The organism is Falsiroseomonas sp. RANM36, assembly GCF_056682175.1.
Genome location: NZ_JBWXTD010000007.1, coordinates 85,274 through 103,109, shown reverse-complemented (window position 1 = coordinate 103,109; position 17,836 = coordinate 85,274). Strand labels below are relative to the sequence as shown.

The window sequence follows — 17,836 nt, the reverse complement described above, 5'->3', positions numbered from 1 at the left end:
GCGGCGGACCGGCGCTGTCAAGCCGGCGCCGCGCCGCCCTTCGCCGCGGCAGCCAGGCGCCCCTGGCGGATCGCGAGGCCCCGCGCTTCGGCCAGTTCGCCGATGCGGGCCAGCAGGCCTTCCTCCCCGGATGGCAGCGTGCCGGGCGGCTGGCCGAGCTCGGCGGCCAGTTCGCTGATCAGCGCGGCCATGTCGTCGCGCGTGATCTGCACGCGGCCGCCGGCCTGATCCGGCTTCGGCGGCGGGATGGCCAGCACGCGACGGCCGCCGAAATACATCCGCTCGATCTCGCGGTTCTCGCGTTCGAAGGCACGAAGGATGGCCATGTGCAGCGGGCGCGGCAGGCGGATTCGCTCGCCGCCGCCGCGGGAGCTCAGCGCCTCGACCACGCTGTCCCAGTTCTGCACCGGCAGCCGCGCCCGGCCGAGCGCGTTCATCCGCCGCACGATCTCCGCCGTCTTGCGGTCCAGCGACGCGTTGAGGTTGCTGCGGCGCGCGGCCGGGATTTCTGGCGGGACGCCGGTGACCCGGCGGAGATGGGCAATGGCGTCGACGCCCTTCGCCCGCAGCGCATCGAAGCTGTAGACCCGCATGGCGACGTCACCGGCGGCCACCCGCCACCGGTCGATCACGTCTGCGAAGCTGAGATAGGGAAACAGCTCCCGGGGGTCGACCTGGTCGAGATGACGCACATCGCCGCCCTTGACCGTGGTCGCGTACCAGGAAGCTGCCATGTCCACTTGGTTCCGCAGCATGACATGGACGGCGAGTTCGCCGATCTCCACGCGGCGCAGCATGTCGAGCGCATTCCGAGCCTCTGCGATCGACCGGATGCGGGAGGAGAGATGCTCGCTCGATAGTATCGCTGCGGTCGCTCGGGTTTCGACGACTTCCTTGCTGAATTCCCCCGCGAGGCGTTCGCGCATGTCTGCGCGCGTTTCACCGGGCTGCCGGGGCGCAAGACTTGTGAGTTCGCGGTCGCTGTCATCCAACTGCGCAACTGCGGGCAGCGCGGCATGGTTGTCAAAGCCTGGGCGCGGACGGAAAGCCAGCGGATAGAGCAGCCTCGCCTTCAAAAGGGCTGAACGCGAGTCAGCAAAGAATAGCTGAGCACTGGAAGTGCCTGTCTTTTCCAGCCCTATATGCAGATGCAGCTTTTGAAGCTTAACCGGCATTTCTCTCCCAACAGCGCTCTCCGGCGCCGCGACGATGGATCAAACGCTTCTGCGGTTGGCGGCGCAGGGGAAGATGGAATCCTTGGCGCAGCTAGCCTTCTACCTTCTGCCCGATCACAACCATATTTTGCCATTGGTCAGGAGGCAATTCCCGCGCCACCTCGGGCTTATCCCAACAATCAGAAAACTGAAACCCATAAATACGCAATCCAATATTACGCATGGCTTCCATAACCTCAGGCATTGTATACTCGCGAACATGAAAATGAAAACGCTCATGCGGAGCGTAGCGAGCAGGAAATAGATGTTGCGGGTTGCGATAGTTTGCTATCTTTTGTCGCACATGCGCCGCATAGAAATTCGGCGTCGTCACATATAGAAATCCGCCCGGCTTGATAGAGCGCGCCAACATGGAAAACAAGTTCTCTGGATTAACGACCAAATGCTCAAGAACTTCACAAAAAAGGACAACGTCGAATTGGAAATCCGGCGTGAGGTCGTGCTCGCGCGTGTCCACAGCATTCAAATCTACCTTCCACTGACCGCAGACAATATCACTTATAAAAGGATTGAAAAACAAATCTGCAGAACCTATTGTGATGTCGGGGAATATTTTCTTGTATAACATAACCGTCAGACCAGAGCCCACCTCCAGAACGGAAAATTCCTTACCTTTCTTTCCGAGTGCAGTTCGCATCCAGTCGAGCGCGTGGCAATTTTCCGAAAATCTGCGATGGTGAAACGCAAAATATTCAACAGAAACAGGGTTGTTACTTAATTTTCCTTGTGCATTCAGCGTGCTTAACGCCTCAGCCAACTGCGTAAGGTAATTGGCGGCACCTGCGCGCAATGACGTAGTTCTTTCCGCATAAGTCTTCGTGCCGTGCTCCCGAAATATCTTACTTTGAGAAATATTTCCAATTCGCTTTTCGCCAATACTGAGAAGATTCTTGCGCTCTTCTGTCTTCATGAGAAGGCTAAGGAGCTCTTCGGGAGTCAGTTTGTTTTGCGCCATGCGCTCCGCGTAATATGCAAGGCCTTTCGGATCCGCTGGCCGGTTCAAGGTGGCCTGATAAGCCGCCTGAACAAACGGTTTGTAGGCTTCAATCTTCGCATCAGGTTCCATTTTTCGGCCCCCAACCACACTCATCATATCAACGCAAGTTTGACGAACATCGCCAGCTGCCTCGTTGGCCTGATCCTAGGCCACCATGGGTTGGCCGACCAGCGGCCCGCTCGGCCTTGGTTCGCCGCCCTTTGTCACGTCGCGCAGCCCTCTCGACATGAGCTCGACACAGGGCGAGAGTAACTGGCTTGTCCGCCAGCGCTGCGGCTATCCACGTATGGCTCAGGGATCAGTTCCGCCGTGTCGATGGCCGAGCGCCACGCTGCTTCGCACCCACAATTCGTTCACCACGCTTTTGTGCAACAAAAGTTTGCGAAAGCCACTCTGGGTGGCCGGCCGCATTGTCCTCCATGACCTCGAGCAACCGACACTGCCCGGCCGTCAGCACGTCACTGATCTCGCCGAATGGAAGCACGTGCATTTCGAGTGTCCTCGGGGGAGCTTCCAGATACTCCTCGGGCTCGAAATGGTATCGGGCCGCGTATGTTGGGACCTGAAATATGAAGATACATCCGGGCTTGCCTCTCGCCACAATTTTTTCCAACATATAACGCTGAACAGGCGGAGGATTGTGCTGTAAAACAATGATGGAATAAAATAGATCAAATTCCTCGATCAAATCGTAGTCGGCAATATTTCTCATCAAATGGAAATGGACATTCTGCGTTGATGTCTGCTCGGCATATCTTTTCGCTATCGCCAGATTTCCTTCCGAAATATCGTACGCGTGAACATTCGAAAAAATCGAAGCCAGCTGTAGCGATACTCGCCCCACGCCGCACCCGAGCTCAACGCACGTCGCGCCCTCAGGGATCTGGAGGCGATTACGCGAAATGGCGGCCCTCACAGCCTGAAGATCTCGCGCCCCGCTCTGAAAAAAATCTTTCTTGTTTTCTTCGATTTTCTCCATCTTAAACCGTGGATTTGTGAGAACAGACCAATACGGCTCTGACTCACCAAGCGCAGTCCATTGCTCTTGAATGCGATCAAACATCATTTTTAGTTGTTCGGCGCTAGCTTTAGCAGGGCTAGTTGGATTGACCGCAAGTCTAAGCCGATCAATTGTTTTGACCGTTCCGGCAAATTTTTGGCGAAACTCTGCGGACTGCAGAAGAACTCGCCTCAGGCTTTCAAGACTCTCATGGGTGCGGTGTGCTTCGTAAACGCGCTCGTTCTCGGGTTCGCGGCCTAGGATGAGCCGCCATGCCATGCGAATTTCTTCATCAGTAAGCATTCAGCACCTCCAGAGTGCCGGAAAGGGATTGCCTGCCTGCACGGTCGTAGCGCACCCGTCAACTCGGGCGCTTCGCCAGGCCTCATCGAAGGACGTGCTTAAAGGGCCGGCTGCGCCGCGAGGTGGCCATCGCGCAAGCCCTGGGTGATCTTGCGCGCGAGCTGTAGGTACCAGTCGGCTGGCAGCGCACAGCCATCCGCATCCAGCGCCAGGAACGCTGCATCCGAGGGCTGGCCCGCCAGGTCGGGCACCAGCTTGAAGATCGCCGTCCCCTCATCCACCTCGTCGAACATCGCGGTGTAGAGCGTGCCGGCCCCGGCATTCACCGCATTGGCCGCTTGGTGCCAGTAGAATTGGCCGCAGCGCCGGGCGATCTGGTTCAACCGCCCTTCCCGCTGCCGCGCCTGCATCAGGTTCGACCACGAAAAGCCGGGGAAGATCACCGGCAGCATCTCCCGCCCACTCGCGGCCGCTGTTGCAAGGTCAGGGCGGAGCACCTCCCGGAGATAGGCGTCCGCACCTGTCGCATCGGCATAGCGGCCGACCGTCCACGGACTCAGTACCTGCACCGCGGCATACACCTCCTGCCAGCGCGGGGCGGGGTCGGCGTCGCGCGTGCCGGTCCGCCAATACGCCGGGACGCCGGCAACGATCGTCAGGCCCTGGGCACCGGCTGTGCGGCGCAGATCGGACAGGGCGTGCAAGACGGCATCGGGCGTGAGCTTCCGGTCCCGGAACCCGAGGCCCCAGAGGCCAAGCACCGGCCGGCCAGCGTGGAACTGCTGCGCCGCGCTGCGCAACTGCCCCTCCTCGACCAGTCGGCGCCAATCCTCCACCAGCACGCGGAGGCCCGCATCATCGGTGCCGCTGAGGTCATACATGAGGAACATCGCCCGCCCTTCGGCCTCGGCGCCAGCGCGAACGTGAGCAAGCGTCCGGTCCACCTGCGCCCGCCTTCGCGGCGCCGACAGCACGGTGACAAAGCGCTGCACGGCCGCGCAGTCGATCTCGTATTCGCGCATCCAGCGGAAATGCCGCCGCACCGTGCGCGCATCCTGCGCGCTGAACAGGCGAACAGGCCGGCCGGCGCGGTCCGTCCAGGGCGTGGGGCAGCCCTCGCCCTGCTCAAGCTCCGAGGTGTCGGGCAGCATGTCGAAGGTCGGCTGCAACCGCCCGTCCTGCGTGCGGTGAAACCAATGGAACCAGTCGTCGCGATTCTGCTCGTCCGGGCAGACGAACCAGCCCTGGTAGCCCACAACATGCCGGCGATGCAGCGTCTGATGCCGTGTCTCTGCCGCCGAACGGCGCAACGCGGGCAGCGCGAAGGCAGCACTTGCCGCCGAAAGCAGCAGGCGGCGACGCATCGCACCCGTCATGACCGGCCCTCCCGTCGCCGCGCATCGCCGCGCCGCGGCGTCATCCCGCGGCTCCACAGGGAACCGCACAGATGACAGTTGCACAACAGCCATTCTTCACGCGCGAAGCGGGTTGACGAACGGGCAGCTTGCAAGGAAACAACCTGTCCGAGCGCGTCAACCATCCATCCCTTGCAGCGGAGAGTCGCACCGTGAAGAATTTCCAGGACGTCCTCGACGTGCGCAGCTGGGCGGATGCGGGCGTGCTGCTCGAAAGCTTCGCGCCGGTCGAAGACGGGTTCGTCTGGCAGATGGGCCGCTGGGGCGAGATCACCTTCGACTTCGACGAGGCAGGACGCAGCCGCACCGGCATGGCCGACCTGATGATCGAGCTGGACGTGTTCAAGCGCCAGCCGGAGATCGTCGGCCAGAACGTCTTCATCTACCTCAACGGCCTGCGCGTCGGCTCCTTCTTCGTCACCCATCGCCGCATCCTGATCATGAACTTCCCCACCAGCATCCTGCGCGCGAAGATGAACGTGATCACGCTGGACACGCCCGACTCCGCCTCGCCCAAGCAGTTCGGCAGCGAGGATGGGCGCGTGCTCGGCGCCGCCGTCTTCGCCGTGTATTTCCGGCGCGAGGCCTGAGCGGCCCGCGCGCCGATGGCCGCGGCCCCTGCCCTGGTCGGCGGCCCGCCCGCGGCACGGCTGCGCCGCCTCTCCTTCAACCTCTACATGGCGCCGCCGGACTGCCCGCTCGACCGCTTCTGCGCCCTTGCGGCGGAACGCGGCGCCGGCGGCGTCGGCCTCACCGCCCGGGCGGTGGAGGCGATGGGCCCCGAAGACCTCGCCCGCCTGCTGCGCCGGCATGACCTGGCCTGCACCTCGCTGAACAGCACGGGCTATGTGCTGCACGCCGATCCGGCCGCGGCGGCGGCGCAGGCGCGACTCGACGACCTGCTCTTCGCCGCGGCGCAGGCGCTCGGCGCGCCGATCAATGTCATCCTGGGCGGCACGCTGCACGGCGCCGGCCCCGGCCAGCCCGCCCCTTCCCTGCGCGAGGCCCGCGCCCGCGCCGCCGAGGGGCTCGACCGCCTCGCCGCACGCGCCCGCGCGGCCGGCGTGCGCCTGGCGCTGGAGCCGATGCATCCGGTGGCGCTCGGCACCAAGGGCTGCATCAACCAGGTCTCGCACGCCCGCGCGCTGGCCGCGCGCCATGCGGAGGTGGGGCTGACGCTCGACTTCCACCATTCGTGGTGGGACGCGGAGCTGGCAGCCGCGATCGCCGAGGCGCCCCAGGACATCCTGGTGGTGCAGGTCTGCGGGCAGGAGGTGCCGGCAGATGGCAGCGCCGCGCGGCGGGCGGAGCTTTCGGCGGGGCCGGTTGATCTGGCGCTGTTCCTCCGCGACCTCGATGCCGCGGGCTATGGCGGCGCGGTGGAGTTCGAGGTGTTCTGGGACCAGATGGGCCGGCCGGAGCTGCCCGGCCTGCTCGACCGCGCGGTGCGCGACTACCTGGCTCTGACCGCCTGAGGCGACGCGCGACTCGGCCGCCGAGCCAGGGCCGAGCGGCGGAGCCTCTGGACGCGCTCGCTCCGGGGGCGACTGATTTCGGCCTTGGGGGCTAGCCGATCGTGCCCGGCGCGGCTATTCAGCCGGCCGGCCGGGGATTCGCCACGCAGGTGGATCACCCGTTTCCCCGCTGGCCTGCTGTCCCGTTCGTCTAGAGGCCTAGGACACCAGCCTTTCACGTTGGCAGCACGGGTTCGAATCCCGTACGGGACGCCAGCAGAGGGGACCGAGATTCGGCCTTTGAGGGTCGCCGACCCGTTCGCCGGTTGGACCGTCCGCTATTCCTGAGCCTCCAGTCTTTCGGCATCCGCGAGCGATCGGGGCAGTGCGACCGCACAGTGATCGAGGAACAGGCGGTTGAGCCGCGACAGGTTCCGGTTGCCGGGCATGACGGCCGAGATCGTGGCCGGCTCGAACGCCCAGCCCGGCAGGATCCGGGCAAGCCGGCCCTCCCGCAGATGGGACGAACACAGGATTGATGGGATCCGGGCGATGCCGCATCCGCGCAGCGCCGCGGCGAGGATCCCCGCGAAATCGTTCATCGCCAGATTCGGCAGGACGTCGAGCGAGACGCTCTCCCCCGACGCCTCCGGTGACGCGCGGCGCAGGTTCCAGGTCACCGGGCCGGCCCCGCCCTCGAAGGCGACGATCCGATGGAAGGGCAGATCCGCCGGCTCGGCCGGCGGCGATCGGCCCTGGAGATAGGCCGGCGCGGCCACGAGGTACGACGCGTAGCTTGCCATCCGTCTCGTGGCCAGCTGGCTGTCCTTCAGCGGGCTGATGCGGAAGGCGACGTCGATCCGCTCGTGCAGGAGGTCGACGTACCGCTCCGTGCTCAGGATCGCGATGCGGGCGTTGGGGTAGGCCGCCTGGAATTCCGCCACCGCCGGCAGGAAGAAGGCCTCGACGAGGCTGGGCGGGACGGTGATCCGCAGCAGGCCCGAAACCTCGGACTGCCTGTCCCGGATGGCGAGGCGCCCGCCCTCGAACTCCTGCAGCCCGCGGCGGCAATACTCGAGATAGGTCTCGCCGAGATGGGTCAGCCTCACCTTCCGGGTCGAGCGCTCGAGCAGCCGCACGCCGAGATCCTGCTCGAGCTCGGCGATGCGGCGGCTGATGGTGGAGAGCGGTTCGCCGAGGTGACGCGCCGCCGCGGAGAAGCCGCCCTGTTCGACGACATGGACGAAGTAGGCCATGGCCGTGAAGTCCTGCATCGATTATCCCACCACAGAGATTATTATTCTCGAAATCTACGGATATTCCTTCAAGCGGTATAGTGTCAGCGTGGCGCATCCGAACCACGACACGAAGGACACGCCCATGTTCGCTCCCATGCACCTTCGCCAGGCCGCGCTGGCCTTGGCACTCCTGGCCCCGGCGGATGCCGCGCGTGGCCAGGGCTCCGATGCCGTCGCCGCGATCACCGGGACCCTCCGGCAGTACGAGGCAGCCCTCAACGCCGGCGACACCGACGCGGTCATGCGGCTCTACGCCGAGGATGGCGTGTTCATGCCGCAGCATCTCCGCTCGGCCGTCGGTGCCGGGCCGGTGCGGGCCGCCTATGAGGGCGTCTTCGGCGCCATCCGGCTGAACGTCGTCTTCGACATCGTCGAGGTGGTGCCAGTGGCCGATGACTGGGCCTTCGCGCGAACCAACTCGGCCGGGACCGTGACCGTGCTGGCCACCGGCCGGAGCGGGCCGGAGGCGAACCAGGAACTGTTCGTGATGCGGCGCCTGGACGGCACGTGGAAGATCGCGCGCTATGCGTTCTCCACGACATCCCCCGCGAGGCCCTGAGCACGGACGGGGATTTGCGCAGATGAGCAATCCCGGCAGTTTCGGCGACACGGCTGTGCGGGGTCTGTCGCTCGACGGTCGATCCGAGGCACCGAGGGCTGCACCATGAGCATGATGAAGGCCGTGGTGATCGACGAGGCCGGCGGACCCGAGGTGCTGAAGATCGAGAGCCGCCCCGTTCCCGCCGCGAAGCCGGGTTGGGTGCTGGTTCGCGTCCGGGCCTTCGGGCTCAACCGGTCCGAACTGTTCACCCGGCAGGGCCATTCGCCGAATGTCCAGTTTCCGCGCATCCTCGGGATCGAGGCGGTGGGCGAGGTCGCGGCCGATCCCGATGGGACATTCGCCGTCGGAGACCGCGTGGCGACAGCGATGGGCGGCATGGGGCGCGCCTTCGACGGCGGCTATGCCGAATACACGCTGGTTCCGGCCGGTCAGGTGCTCAAGGTCGACACGAAGCTGCCCTGGGAGGTGCTTGGCGCGCTTCCCGAGATGGTGCAGACGGCCTCGGGATCGCTCCACGCCGCGCTGCGCATCGCGGCGGGCGAGACGCTGCTAATCAGGGGCGGGACGACCTCGGTCGGGCTGACGGCCGCGATCCTCGCCAGGCAGGCGGGGCTCCGCGTGCTCGCCACGACCCGCAACCCGGAGCGGCGCGCGATGCTCCTGAAGAACGGCGCCGACGAGGTCTTCGTCGATGACGGGAACATCGCGGCGGCGGTGAGGGCATCCTATCCGGGCGGCGTGCAGCGGGTCCTGGAGCTTGTCGGGACGACGACGCTGCTCGACAGCCTGCGGGCGACCGCGCCCGGCGGAGCCGTCTGCATGACCGGCATGGTCGGTAATGCCTGGGAGTTCGAGCGCTTCAGCCCGATGGCGGCGATCCCGACGGCGGTGAACCTGACGACCTATGCGGGCGGCGCCGAGGACTTCGTCGCGACCCCGCTGCAGAAGGTGATCGACGCGGTCGAGGCCGGAACCTTCACGCCGCCGATCGGGCGCGTGTTCACCATCGACGACATCGTCGAGGCGCACCGGACAATGGAAGGGAACACGGCGGGGGGAAAGATCGTGGTCACGACGTGAGCGGAGGCCGGGCGAAGGCGGCGAGCCCGGGCACGGCGTCGCGGCCACCGCCTCGCCGACCACCCGGATTGACGGAGAAGGCTGGATCCCGGTCTCGCTCCCTCCGGCTTTGGTGGACGCGGGCGGTCGCGGCGGGGAAGCGCCGGGCGGCGTGATGCCGGATACCGCGGACAGGCTGGTCGTCTGGAACGAGACCGCCATGCAGGTGGAGCTCACGGGGGCGAACCACGGTGCGTCCGCAGCCCTCTGGGCCTAGCATGTCGAATCTGCCGCACAACGCCCAGAGACCAGTTGGCGTGGGTTCCCTTTCCTACGCCACCTCTCCCCGAGACAAATTTTCTCCCGAAGGCGGGCCGACGCCGTGAGGCGCAGGTTTTCCGCGGGTTTCGCGCGCGGACTGGCGGATGCGCAGGCGGAACGAAGCCCGTAAACGGCTCTCTCCGGCGCCGTTTTCTCCGAACCTGGCGACTTGGGCGATTTACCAGCCAGGCTGAAAGCCGGGGAAATCCTCGGGTTTCTGCGGCGGAAAGGTGGCGGAGTTGGAGAAAGCCATGGGGGAGGAAAGAGAATAGCCGCCTACAACACGAAGTCGGCGGCGCCCAAAGTGATGGCGCCGTTGAGCACGATGCGGAGGTCGGCCACCGCGTTGCCGTCAGTGTCGGCGTCGACGACGGTGACCGCGCCCGCGATTGCGGCGCGCAACTCGCCCTGCACGCCGGAGAAGGACGCGGCGCCGATGAAGGTGAAGGGCTGGTTGCCGGCCTCGCCGGGCCTCGCATCGATCGCTGAGAGATCGATCTTGTCCAGATCTGCCTGACGAAAGTCGCGGATGCGGTCGCGGCCACCAGCGGCGGGCGTGGAGTCCGAGACTGCGAGGTAGCGGAAGACATCGGGCAGGTTGCCGCCGATGAGCAGGTCGGCCCCGGCGCCGCCGGTCAGCGTATCGGCGCCGACCTCGCCGAGCAGCGTGTCGTTGCCGGCGCCACCAGTGAGGATGTCGTTGCTTCTGCCGCCGGCGAGCCAGTTGGCCGCGTCGTCGCCGGTGAGGGTGTCGGCGCGGATGCTGCCGCGCACCGCCTCGAAGCCCGAGATCTCGTCGCCCGCGGCGTCGCCGCCGGCCGCGTCGCCCAAGGCCAGGTCGATGCTGACGCCCTGCGCGGAACCGGTATAGTCCAGCAGGTCGAAGCCGCCGCCACCATTCAGCGTGTCGGCACCGAGCCCGCCCGCTACCGTGTCGTTGCCCTCGCCGCCGGCGAGCAGGTCTGTGCCGTCGCTGCCGAAGAGCGAGTCGGCGCCGGCGCCACCGTCGAGCGTGTCGGTGCCGCTGTTGGAATCCCTGCCTCCCTCCAGCACAATCCCGCCGCCCGAAAGTGTGTCGTTCCCGGCGCCGCCTCGCACCGAGTCGTTCCCGGCGGCGCCCAGAAGCCGCTCCCCCCGGGCGCCGCCGATCAGCGTGTCGGCGCCGTCGCCGCCATTCACCAAGCCCGACACGTTGCCCTGGCTGCCGTCGTAGAGATCCGCGCCGCCACGCAGTGCCACGCCGCCGATCAGCGTGCCTGCGTTGGTGATCACGTCATGGCCGCCGCCGCCGCGCAGGGCGAGTTGCGTCGGACGCGCCTCGATCAGGCCTGTGTTGGTCAGGGCGATCCCATCCGTGGCGGATGTCGAAAAGACTGCGTTGCTCAGCAGCGCCCGGATGGTACCCGTGTTGGTCAGTTGCGCCACGCCGGTAGCGACGTAGAGGGCCGCATGGGTGTCGTCGCCGCTCATGAAGCTGTCGGCGAGCGAGAGGATGGTGCCGGAATTGGCGATGAAGGCGCTCGCGCCGCCGAGCGCGAGCCCGACCAGGTCGCCGCTGATCGTTCCGCTGTTCTCGAGCATCAGTCCCGCCGCCGCGGCATAGAGGCCCGCCGAACTGCCGGCCAGCACGCCGCCGAGGTTGAGCACGCGCGCATCCGTGCCAAACAGGGCGATGGCATCGTGCCCCTCGATGCGGCCGCGATTGACGATCACCGCCCCGATCGCGGTCGGGCCGGCCTTGATGCCGTCGGCGTTGCCGTAACGGCCGCTGATGAGTCCGTCATTCGCGATGCGGAGCCCGCTCACTGGCTCCAGCGCGAAGGCCGTGAGCGCGGCCGCCCCGCCACCGCCCGCGACGTTGCCCTCGGCCCCGACTTGGATGCGTGTGTCCTGCGAGGCGCGCACCGCGATGGCGGCGCCGGTCTCGTCGTCGGCCACGCCTTGGATCGTGACGCTGTTGCCTGCGCCTGAAACAGCGATGAGATCAGTAAACGGACTGCCGATCGTGCCGATCATGGCGCCGTCCCGTCTGACCAGGAGCGTGTCGAAGCCGTCGAGCAGCGCCGTGCTGTCAGGCTCAAGGCCACTGACGATGCGGTACATCTCTGGTTCCTTCAGGCCCCGGGGAGCGTCAATCCGATGTGCTGAGACTCGTTGGTCGACACTGTCGCCGGTAGCTGCGTGGCGCGAAGGGCGCCCCGCGCCTCACCCGGCGCAGGGGGGCCGAGCAGCGCGCTTCGCTCCCTGTCTTTCCGCGCGTCCCCGGCGCGCCGCCGGCATTAGCCCCAGCAGGCCGACTGCCAGCAGCGCGAGGCTCGTTGGCTCCGGCACGGTCGTGCCGCCGCCAGAGCCGCCGCCGTTGCTGCCGGGATTGTAGGGCTCCGGCGACCACAGGATCTGCCCGCCGCGGATCGCTAGCCCAAAGGTGTCGAGCAACGAGCCGTCGAAGAAGGTGGCGGTCAGGCGGAAGGTGCCGGGGTCGTAGCTGAAGGCGGACGCATGGATGACGATCTTCGCCAGGTCGTCGGCCAGCAGCCCGACCCCGGGAAAGCCGCCGCTGCCCCCCGGCCCGCCCTGTCCGCCAGGGCCACCTGGGCCGCCCGACGGCACGACGCCCAGCCCGCCCGGCTCGCCTGCGCCGCCCGTCGCGCCGGGCAGCCCGAGGCCGAACCCGCCGGCGCCGCCAGCGCCGCCACTGCCTTCAGGTCCGCCGTTCTGGAATGGCCCGCCATTGTAGGCTCCGTCCCGTCCGCCCAGCGCGCCATCGCCGCCCGCGCCACCAGTGCCGCCGGTTCCGCCGAACGCCCCGACGAAGCTGCCGCCATACACATCCACGGTCACGCTGCTGCCCGACGCGCCGAGGCCGAAGCCGCCCTGCCCGCCGGTGCCGCCGGAACTGCCATGTCCGCCCGGGCCGCCCGCGCCGCCGACGACGCCATAGTCATCCGGAACGATATAGTAGCCTTCCCCCCCCTGCCCGCCAGCGCCGCCCGCGCCGCCGGCGCCACCCGCCCCGCCCGTACCGCCGGCGAAGGACCCACCCAGTACCGCGACTGAGATACCGGTGCCCTGGACCAGTAGACCGAAGCCTCCGAAGCCGCCCGCCCCGCCCGGGCCACCGCCACCGCCTTGCCCACCGGCGCCCCCATAGACGGCGCCGGCGCAGGGACCGCCCTGGAAGACGCAGGCGTCGACGAAGTTGGGGAAGGCCCATGCCCCGCCACCGCCAGCGCCGCCCGGCCCGCCGGCCCCGCCAGTACCGCCGGTCCCTCCGATGAAGCTGCCCCCAGTGACCACGCCGCTGCCGTTGCCGATGACGAAGCCGGCACCGCCGGGCGCGCCGGGTCCACCGTTGAAGGCCGGCCCACCGCCACCGCCTGCGCTACCCACACCGCCCGGGGGTAGCGATTGAAGGATGGGACTTGCGTTCGCACCGCTGGTTCCGGCCGCGCCCGCCGTCCCGTGGGTGCCCCCCGCGCCGGCATAGGTCCCGACCGGGACGATCAGCGGCGCGGCCCAGGCGGCGCCGGCCAGCGCTGTTCCGGCCAGTAGCGCGAGGCCGAAGCGGGCGCCGGACAGCAGGCTGCGGCTCGGTCTCATCCTGGTATCTCCCTTCTTGCGTTGTGAAATGGCCGCCCGATAACCCGCGGGGTGGCGTGTTGCGGTGCGCATGATTGCGCAGCCTCAACGGCGCAGCGTCATCCGTTCGGATGAGGGAATATGTTCCGAGGCGAAGCGTGTCGCATCTTCATCCCGGCAAGCGTCAACGCAGGGTCGCGCTTGGGTCGTAACGATCACTGCGAGTCTGGTTTCTGCTGACGGTGGTCAGCACCGGCGGCGCGCGAGGCTGCCACGTTGCTCGTTGCGGTGTTCGATGACCTCGATTGGCAGCTCGTGCAGGCGCTGCGGGAGACTTCCGCGCCGAGCGCGTCTGCGTCGAATCGTCGGCACGATGCGCGCCGCGGGTGGCCACACGCCGAGCTTGCCGGAATTCTGCTGGGGCGCCTCAGCGCGAGAGAACCGCTCTCCAGCGCGACGGGGCAGGCACGCCGGGGGCCAGGGCGGCGCGGCATGAGTCGCCGCTCCTCTGCACGTCGGCGCGCGCCGCTTCGCCGAGGCTGCCATGGGCAGCGTCGATCGCTTCGCAGAGCAGCAGAAGCCGTTCCGGCGCAGCCTCGGCCGGCGGCATGGGGGCGCCGAGGGCGAATGCGGGACGGCCTGCGCCGAGCGCCGCGGCCGCGGCGAAGCGCGGCGCCCCGGGCGCCAGATGACGCATGGCGACCTCCTCGCGCACGGCGTCGAGCGCCACCTCGCCCCCGGGACCATAGCCGAGGGCGATCGTGAGCCCGGCGCCCGCCTGCCTCGCCGCATCGAGCACGCCGAACAGCACCGCCAGCGGATCCTCGGCGGCGGCCTCAGCCTCCGTCTCCTCCCGCTCGCCCGGGCCGCACCGGGCCTCCGTGCCGGACACCGCCTCGATCACCGCCGCCTTCTCGTCGAGCAGGATCGCCACCAGGACATGGCGCAGCGGATCACGAAGCGATGCCTCGGTGAGCAGCACGACGGCCGCGTCGCCGCTCTGCCATCCCGCCGGAATGTTCATCAGGGCGAGCCGGTTGCAGCCTCCGCGCGGCGCGGCGGCCTCCGCCAGGGCATAGGGCAGCGGCTCGAACCGCGTGTATTCGCCGGCGGCGGCGGCGGCCCAGAGCGAACCGCCGAGGACACCGGCGCAGAGCATGTTGCGCATCTTACCTCTCCTCCCGTGGGCTGCACAGGTCATGGACCGGCCAGGCGTACCTGGATGGCGAGCACGAGGGGCACGAGCAGCGCGGTCAGCACGGCGTTCAGCCCCATGGCGAGGCCGGCCGCAGTCCCGGCCGTCTCGCTTTCGCAGAAGGCACGGGCGGTGCCGATGCCATGGCTCGCCACGCCGATGCCGAAGCCGCGCGCGACCGGATCCCGGATGCGCAGCGCGTCGAGCAGCGCAGGTCCGGCCACCGCCCCGGTGATCCCGGCCAGGATGGTGACCACCGCCGTGAGCGCCGCAATGCCGCCCCAGCGCGCGCTGATCGCCATGGAGACGCCGGCCGTCGCGGACTTGGGCGCCAGCGACAGCAGGGTCACCGCGCCCGCGCCGAACCATGAGGCCAGCGCGACGGTCGCCAGGATGGTCGCCGTCGAGCCGACCGCGAGGGCCGCCAGCAGGGCGGCGGCCCGGGCACGCAGCAGCGCGGCATGGCGATGCAGCGGCACGGCCAGCGCCACCACGGCCGGCCCGAGCAGCAGGTGCACCGGCTGCGCCCCGGCGCGATAGGCCGCGCGGTCGGCGCCGCTGCCGACCAGCACCAGGGCGACGATCGCGATCGCCACAAGGGTCGGGTTCAGCAGCGCCGACCGGCCACTGCGCTCCCAGGCGATCAGCGCCGCCGCATAGGCGCCGAGCGTCAGCGCCAGCGGCCAGAGCGGCGCGCCCGTCATTGCAACGCCTCCCGCGCCGAACCGCGCTGCGCCCAGCCGGCGGCGATGCGGGCCGAGAGCGCGATGCCGATCAGGGTGGAGCCGATGACCGCCGCGACGATGGCGCCGCCCTCGCGCGCCAGCAGGTCGAGATGGGACACGATGTCCGCCCCGGCCGGAACGAACAGCAGGCCGAAATGGGCGTGCAGCCCCTGGGCGGTTTGCCCCAGCCCCGCCGGCGCGGCGCGTTCGGGCCCTAGCAGGCGCGCGCGAACGGACAATACCGCCAGCAGCAGGGCGAGGCCCAGGACCATGCCGGGCAGCGGCAGGCCCGCCCGCGCCGCGAGCGCGTCGCCGGCCAGCTGGGCGCTCACGAGCATGAGGAACGCCTGCACCATGCTGTCCGCTCCGCCCAGCGTGTGGAACAGGACGTTGCAGCGACCGTTGGGGCGGCGCATCATCCGTACGGATGATGCGGATGGTCCGTCCGTTCGGCATGTCGTGCGGGGTGCCGGGCGCGACCGCCGCGGCCCGCGACTTTCGCGAAGACAGGCTGAACCCGATGATGAGGCTGACCCCGGCAGGTCTCTCGGATTTGATCGGCGCCGTCTACGACTGCGCGCTGGATCCCGATCTCTGGCCGACGGCGATGCAGCGCGTCTGCCGCGCCTTCGACTTCGTGGCCAGCCAACTCTACGTCGTCGATTTCGACACGGGCCTGCACAGCTTCGCCCGCGGCTGGGGCGAACCGCCGGATGCCACGCGCGAGCTGCGCGAACGCTACGGCGCGGAATCGGCCGCGATGCAGCGCGCGGTGCTGCTGCGGGCGGACGATGCTGAGCCCTTCGTGATGCGGCGGGACGCACCGCCCGGCTTCCTGGACAGCGCCTTCTACCGCGCCTGGGCGCTGCCGCTCGGCTACTGCGACATGGTCAGCACGGTAGTGCTGCGCGATGGCTGGCGCGTGGGCCAGTGGGGCGTCGCGCGGCACCTGCGGCACGGCCCGGCCGGCCCCCGCGAGATCGAAGCGATGCGCCTGCTCGCGCCGCATGCGCGCCGCGCCGTGACGATCGCCAACCTGCTCGAGAGCCGGTCCGTGGCCGCCGAATCGCTTGCCGACACGCTGGATCGCCTCCGCCTCGGCGTCTGCATCCTCGACCAGGGTGGACGCATCTTGCACGCCAATGCGGCCGCACGCGGTATGATGGCGGAAGGCCTGCCGATCTGCAGCGAGGGCGGCCGCCTGGCCGCAGGCAGGCCCGAGGAGACGGCAGCCCTGCGGGGGGCGCTGGCCCTGGCGGCGCGCGACGAGGCGGAACTCGGCGCCACGGGTCTCGGGCTTCCGCTGACCGGACGCGATGGCGAGACGGCGCTCGCGCATGTCCTGCCGCTGAGCCGTCGCGACCGGCAGCAGCGCCTGGTGCCGCAGGCCGCCGCGGCGGTCTTCGTCGCGAGGCGGGATGGCGCGGCGCTGCCCGGCCTCGACGGCTTCGCGCGCGCCTTCGGGCTCTCGCCGGCGGAGTCGCGGCTGCTCGCGCGCATCGTCGCCGATGAGACGCCGTCGGAGGCGGCACGCGCCCTCGCGATCACGCTCGCCACCGCGAAGACCCATCTGGCGCACCTGCTCGCCAAGACCGGCACGGCGCGCCAGGCCGATCTGCGCGCGCTCGTCGCCCGGCTCTGCCCGCCGATCGGCGGCGCCAAAGGCTGAAGGGGGCCACCAATGTCCGGGACCGACCGCATATTGCCTAACGCCGAAGCGCTCTCTGCGCTGATCGGCGACATCTACGACTGCGCGTTGGATCCGGACCGCTGGACGCCGACCATCGGCCGCATCTGCGGCGCGCTCGACCTGGTGGCGAGCCAGCTCTACCTGTTCGACCGCTCGCGGGGCATCAATTTGTTCGCCAAGGGGTGGGGCGAGGCGCCTGAAGCGACACGCCAGATCACCGAGGTCTACGCCGCGGACGTGGCCGCGCTGCAGATGGCGACGCTAGCGCGCTGGAGCGGCGACATGGACGATCCCATGGTCCTGTCGCGCGACTTGCCGCAGGAATTCGCGACCTCCCGCGCCGCCATCGAATGGGCGCGCCCGCTCGGCTACTGCGACGGGATCACGCTCGTGGTGCTGCAGGAAGGCCCGCGCATCGGCTTCTTCGCCGCGACCCGGCATGAGTCCGTTGGACTCGTCACCGACCGCGAGGTGCGGCTGATGCGCCTGCTGGCGCCGCATATCCGCCGCGCGGTCGCGATCGGCAACCTGCTCGACATGCGCGCGCTGCACGCGGCGACGCTGGAGACGGCGCTTGATGCGGTGTCCGCGGGCATCTGCATCGTGGATTCCACCGGCAGCGTGCTGCACGCCAATGCAGCCGCCCGGCGCATGTTCACCGCCGACGGTCCGATGCTGCTTCGAGAGGGCAGACTCGCCGCCGCGGGCCCGCAGGCCACATCGGCCCTTCGCGCTGCCATTGGTCGGGCCGCGGCGGAAGAGGCGGCGCCGCGACATCCCGGCCTCGGCGTGCCGCTCGGTGATCCGGTGTCGGCGCCGGCCATCGCGCGGGTGTTGCCACTCGGTGTGGGGCAGGCACGACGCGGCCTACTGCCGCGGGGGGGGGGGGGGCGGGGGGGGCGCGGCGCCGGCGGTGCCGGGCCAGGCCTTCGAGGTCACGCTCAACGTCCTCGGCCGCCTGGACGAGCCGGCGCAGTTCGAGGAGGTGATCATCAAGGCCGAG

Annotated in this window: 16 protein-coding genes, 1 tRNA gene and 1 pseudogene; 7 read left to right on the top strand and 11 right to left on the bottom strand. The window is 68.6% G+C overall.

The window, feature by feature from the left end:
- Positions 1 to 17: 17 nt before the first annotated feature.
- The 4 genes from AC1MIR_RS24625 to AC1MIR_RS24610 form a co-directional block, all read right to left on the bottom strand.
- A complete protein-coding gene (locus AC1MIR_RS24625) occupies positions 18 to 1,175 on the bottom strand; it encodes a hypothetical protein (protein ID WP_480030813.1) in 1,158 nt (385 codons plus the stop codon).
- A gap of 91 nt (positions 1,176 to 1,266) precedes the next feature.
- The gene (locus AC1MIR_RS24620) at positions 1,267 to 2,301 is read right to left on the bottom strand and encodes a methyltransferase domain-containing protein (protein ID WP_480030812.1); all 1,035 of its coding nucleotides are present in this window, start codon (positions 2,299 to 2,301) and stop codon (positions 1,267 to 1,269) included.
- 229 nt (positions 2,302 to 2,530) lie between these two features.
- Entirely contained in the window at positions 2,531 to 3,535 is a 1,005-nt protein-coding gene (locus tag AC1MIR_RS24615; protein WP_480030811.1) for a class I SAM-dependent methyltransferase, read from the bottom strand.
- A gap of 98 nt (positions 3,536 to 3,633) precedes the next feature.
- Complete coding sequence (locus AC1MIR_RS24610; protein ID WP_480030810.1) at positions 3,634 to 4,911, bottom strand: glycoside hydrolase family 99 protein; 1,278 nt, start codon at positions 4,909 to 4,911, stop codon at positions 3,634 to 3,636.
- A gap of 191 nt (positions 4,912 to 5,102) precedes the next feature.
- On the opposite strand from AC1MIR_RS24610, the gene AC1MIR_RS24605 reads away from it, so the two are divergent.
- The 3 genes from AC1MIR_RS24605 to AC1MIR_RS24595 all read left to right on the top strand — a co-directional run bounded on the left by AC1MIR_RS24605 (position 5,103) and on the right by AC1MIR_RS24595 (position 6,680).
- The gene (locus AC1MIR_RS24605; RefSeq protein ID WP_480030809.1) at positions 5,103 to 5,540 is read left to right on the top strand and encodes a hypothetical protein; all 438 of its coding nucleotides are present in this window, start codon (positions 5,103 to 5,105) and stop codon (positions 5,538 to 5,540) included.
- 15 nt (positions 5,541 to 5,555) lie between these two features.
- Positions 5,556 to 6,425 carry a sugar phosphate isomerase/epimerase family protein gene (locus AC1MIR_RS24600; protein ID WP_480030808.1) on the top strand — a complete coding sequence of 290 codons (870 nt, stop codon included), beginning with the start codon at positions 5,556 to 5,558 and terminating at the stop codon, positions 6,423 to 6,425.
- Between the two features lie 179 nt (positions 6,426 to 6,604).
- Positions 6,605 to 6,680, top strand: a tRNA-Glu gene (locus AC1MIR_RS24595).
- A gap of 62 nt (positions 6,681 to 6,742) precedes the next feature.
- Here AC1MIR_RS24595 and AC1MIR_RS24590 read toward each other — a convergent pair.
- Together AC1MIR_RS24590 and AC1MIR_RS24585 are read right to left on the bottom strand one after the other, a co-directional pair.
- Complete coding sequence (locus tag AC1MIR_RS24590) at positions 6,743 to 7,543, bottom strand: substrate binding domain-containing protein (protein WP_480031002.1); 801 nt, start codon at positions 7,541 to 7,543, stop codon at positions 6,743 to 6,745.
- 6 nt (positions 7,544 to 7,549) lie between these two features.
- Positions 7,550 to 7,660, bottom strand: a pseudogene (locus AC1MIR_RS24585) (LysR family transcriptional regulator); the annotation flags it as partial.
- Between AC1MIR_RS24585 and AC1MIR_RS24580 the strand changes: the two are divergent.
- On the top strand, positions 7,659 to 8,261 hold the full coding sequence (locus tag AC1MIR_RS24580) for a YybH family protein (protein ID WP_480030807.1): 603 nt from the start codon (positions 7,659 to 7,661) through the stop codon (positions 8,259 to 8,261). The pseudogene AC1MIR_RS24585 and the gene AC1MIR_RS24580 sit on opposite strands and share 2 nt — an antisense overlap.
- 105 nt (positions 8,262 to 8,366) lie before the next feature.
- A complete protein-coding gene (locus tag AC1MIR_RS24575; protein WP_480030806.1) occupies positions 8,367 to 9,344 on the top strand; it encodes a zinc-binding alcohol dehydrogenase family protein in 978 nt (325 codons plus the stop codon).
- A 576-nt stretch (positions 9,345 to 9,920) separates the two neighbouring features.
- On the opposite strand, the gene AC1MIR_RS24570 is transcribed toward AC1MIR_RS24575, so the two are convergent.
- From AC1MIR_RS24570 to AC1MIR_RS24550, 5 genes are all read right to left on the bottom strand, one after another.
- Positions 9,921 to 11,747, bottom strand: a complete 1,827-nt coding sequence (locus AC1MIR_RS24570; RefSeq protein ID WP_480030805.1) for a calcium-binding protein — start codon at positions 11,745 to 11,747, stop codon at positions 9,921 to 9,923.
- Between the two features lie 102 nt (positions 11,748 to 11,849).
- Positions 11,850 to 13,244, bottom strand: a complete 1,395-nt coding sequence (locus AC1MIR_RS24565; RefSeq protein ID WP_480030804.1) for a PEP-CTERM sorting domain-containing protein — start codon at positions 13,242 to 13,244, stop codon at positions 11,850 to 11,852.
- A gap of 406 nt (positions 13,245 to 13,650) precedes the next feature.
- Positions 13,651 to 14,391 carry a hypothetical protein gene (locus AC1MIR_RS24560; RefSeq protein WP_480030803.1) on the bottom strand — a complete coding sequence of 247 codons (741 nt, stop codon included), beginning with the start codon at positions 14,389 to 14,391 and terminating at the stop codon, positions 13,651 to 13,653.
- Positions 14,392 to 14,420: 29 nt separating this feature from the next.
- Complete coding sequence (locus AC1MIR_RS24555; RefSeq protein ID WP_480030802.1) at positions 14,421 to 15,122, bottom strand: LrgB family protein; 702 nt, start codon at positions 15,120 to 15,122, stop codon at positions 14,421 to 14,423.
- Positions 15,119 to 15,562, bottom strand: a complete 444-nt coding sequence (locus AC1MIR_RS24550) for a CidA/LrgA family protein (protein ID WP_480030801.1) — start codon at positions 15,560 to 15,562, stop codon at positions 15,119 to 15,121. Before AC1MIR_RS24550 ends, AC1MIR_RS24555 begins: the two co-directional genes overlap by 4 nt.
- Before the next feature lie 101 nt (positions 15,563 to 15,663).
- On the opposite strand from AC1MIR_RS24550, the gene AC1MIR_RS24545 reads away from it, so the two are divergent.
- Together AC1MIR_RS24545 and AC1MIR_RS24540 are read left to right on the top strand one after the other, a co-directional pair.
- The gene (locus AC1MIR_RS24545) at positions 15,664 to 16,812 is read left to right on the top strand and encodes a helix-turn-helix transcriptional regulator (protein ID WP_480030800.1); all 1,149 of its coding nucleotides are present in this window, start codon (positions 15,664 to 15,666) and stop codon (positions 16,810 to 16,812) included.
- 12 nt (positions 16,813 to 16,824) lie between these two features.
- The coding region (locus AC1MIR_RS24540) for a PAS domain-containing protein (RefSeq protein ID WP_480030799.1) at positions 16,825 to 17,836 on the top strand (1,012 nt) is incomplete at its 3' end.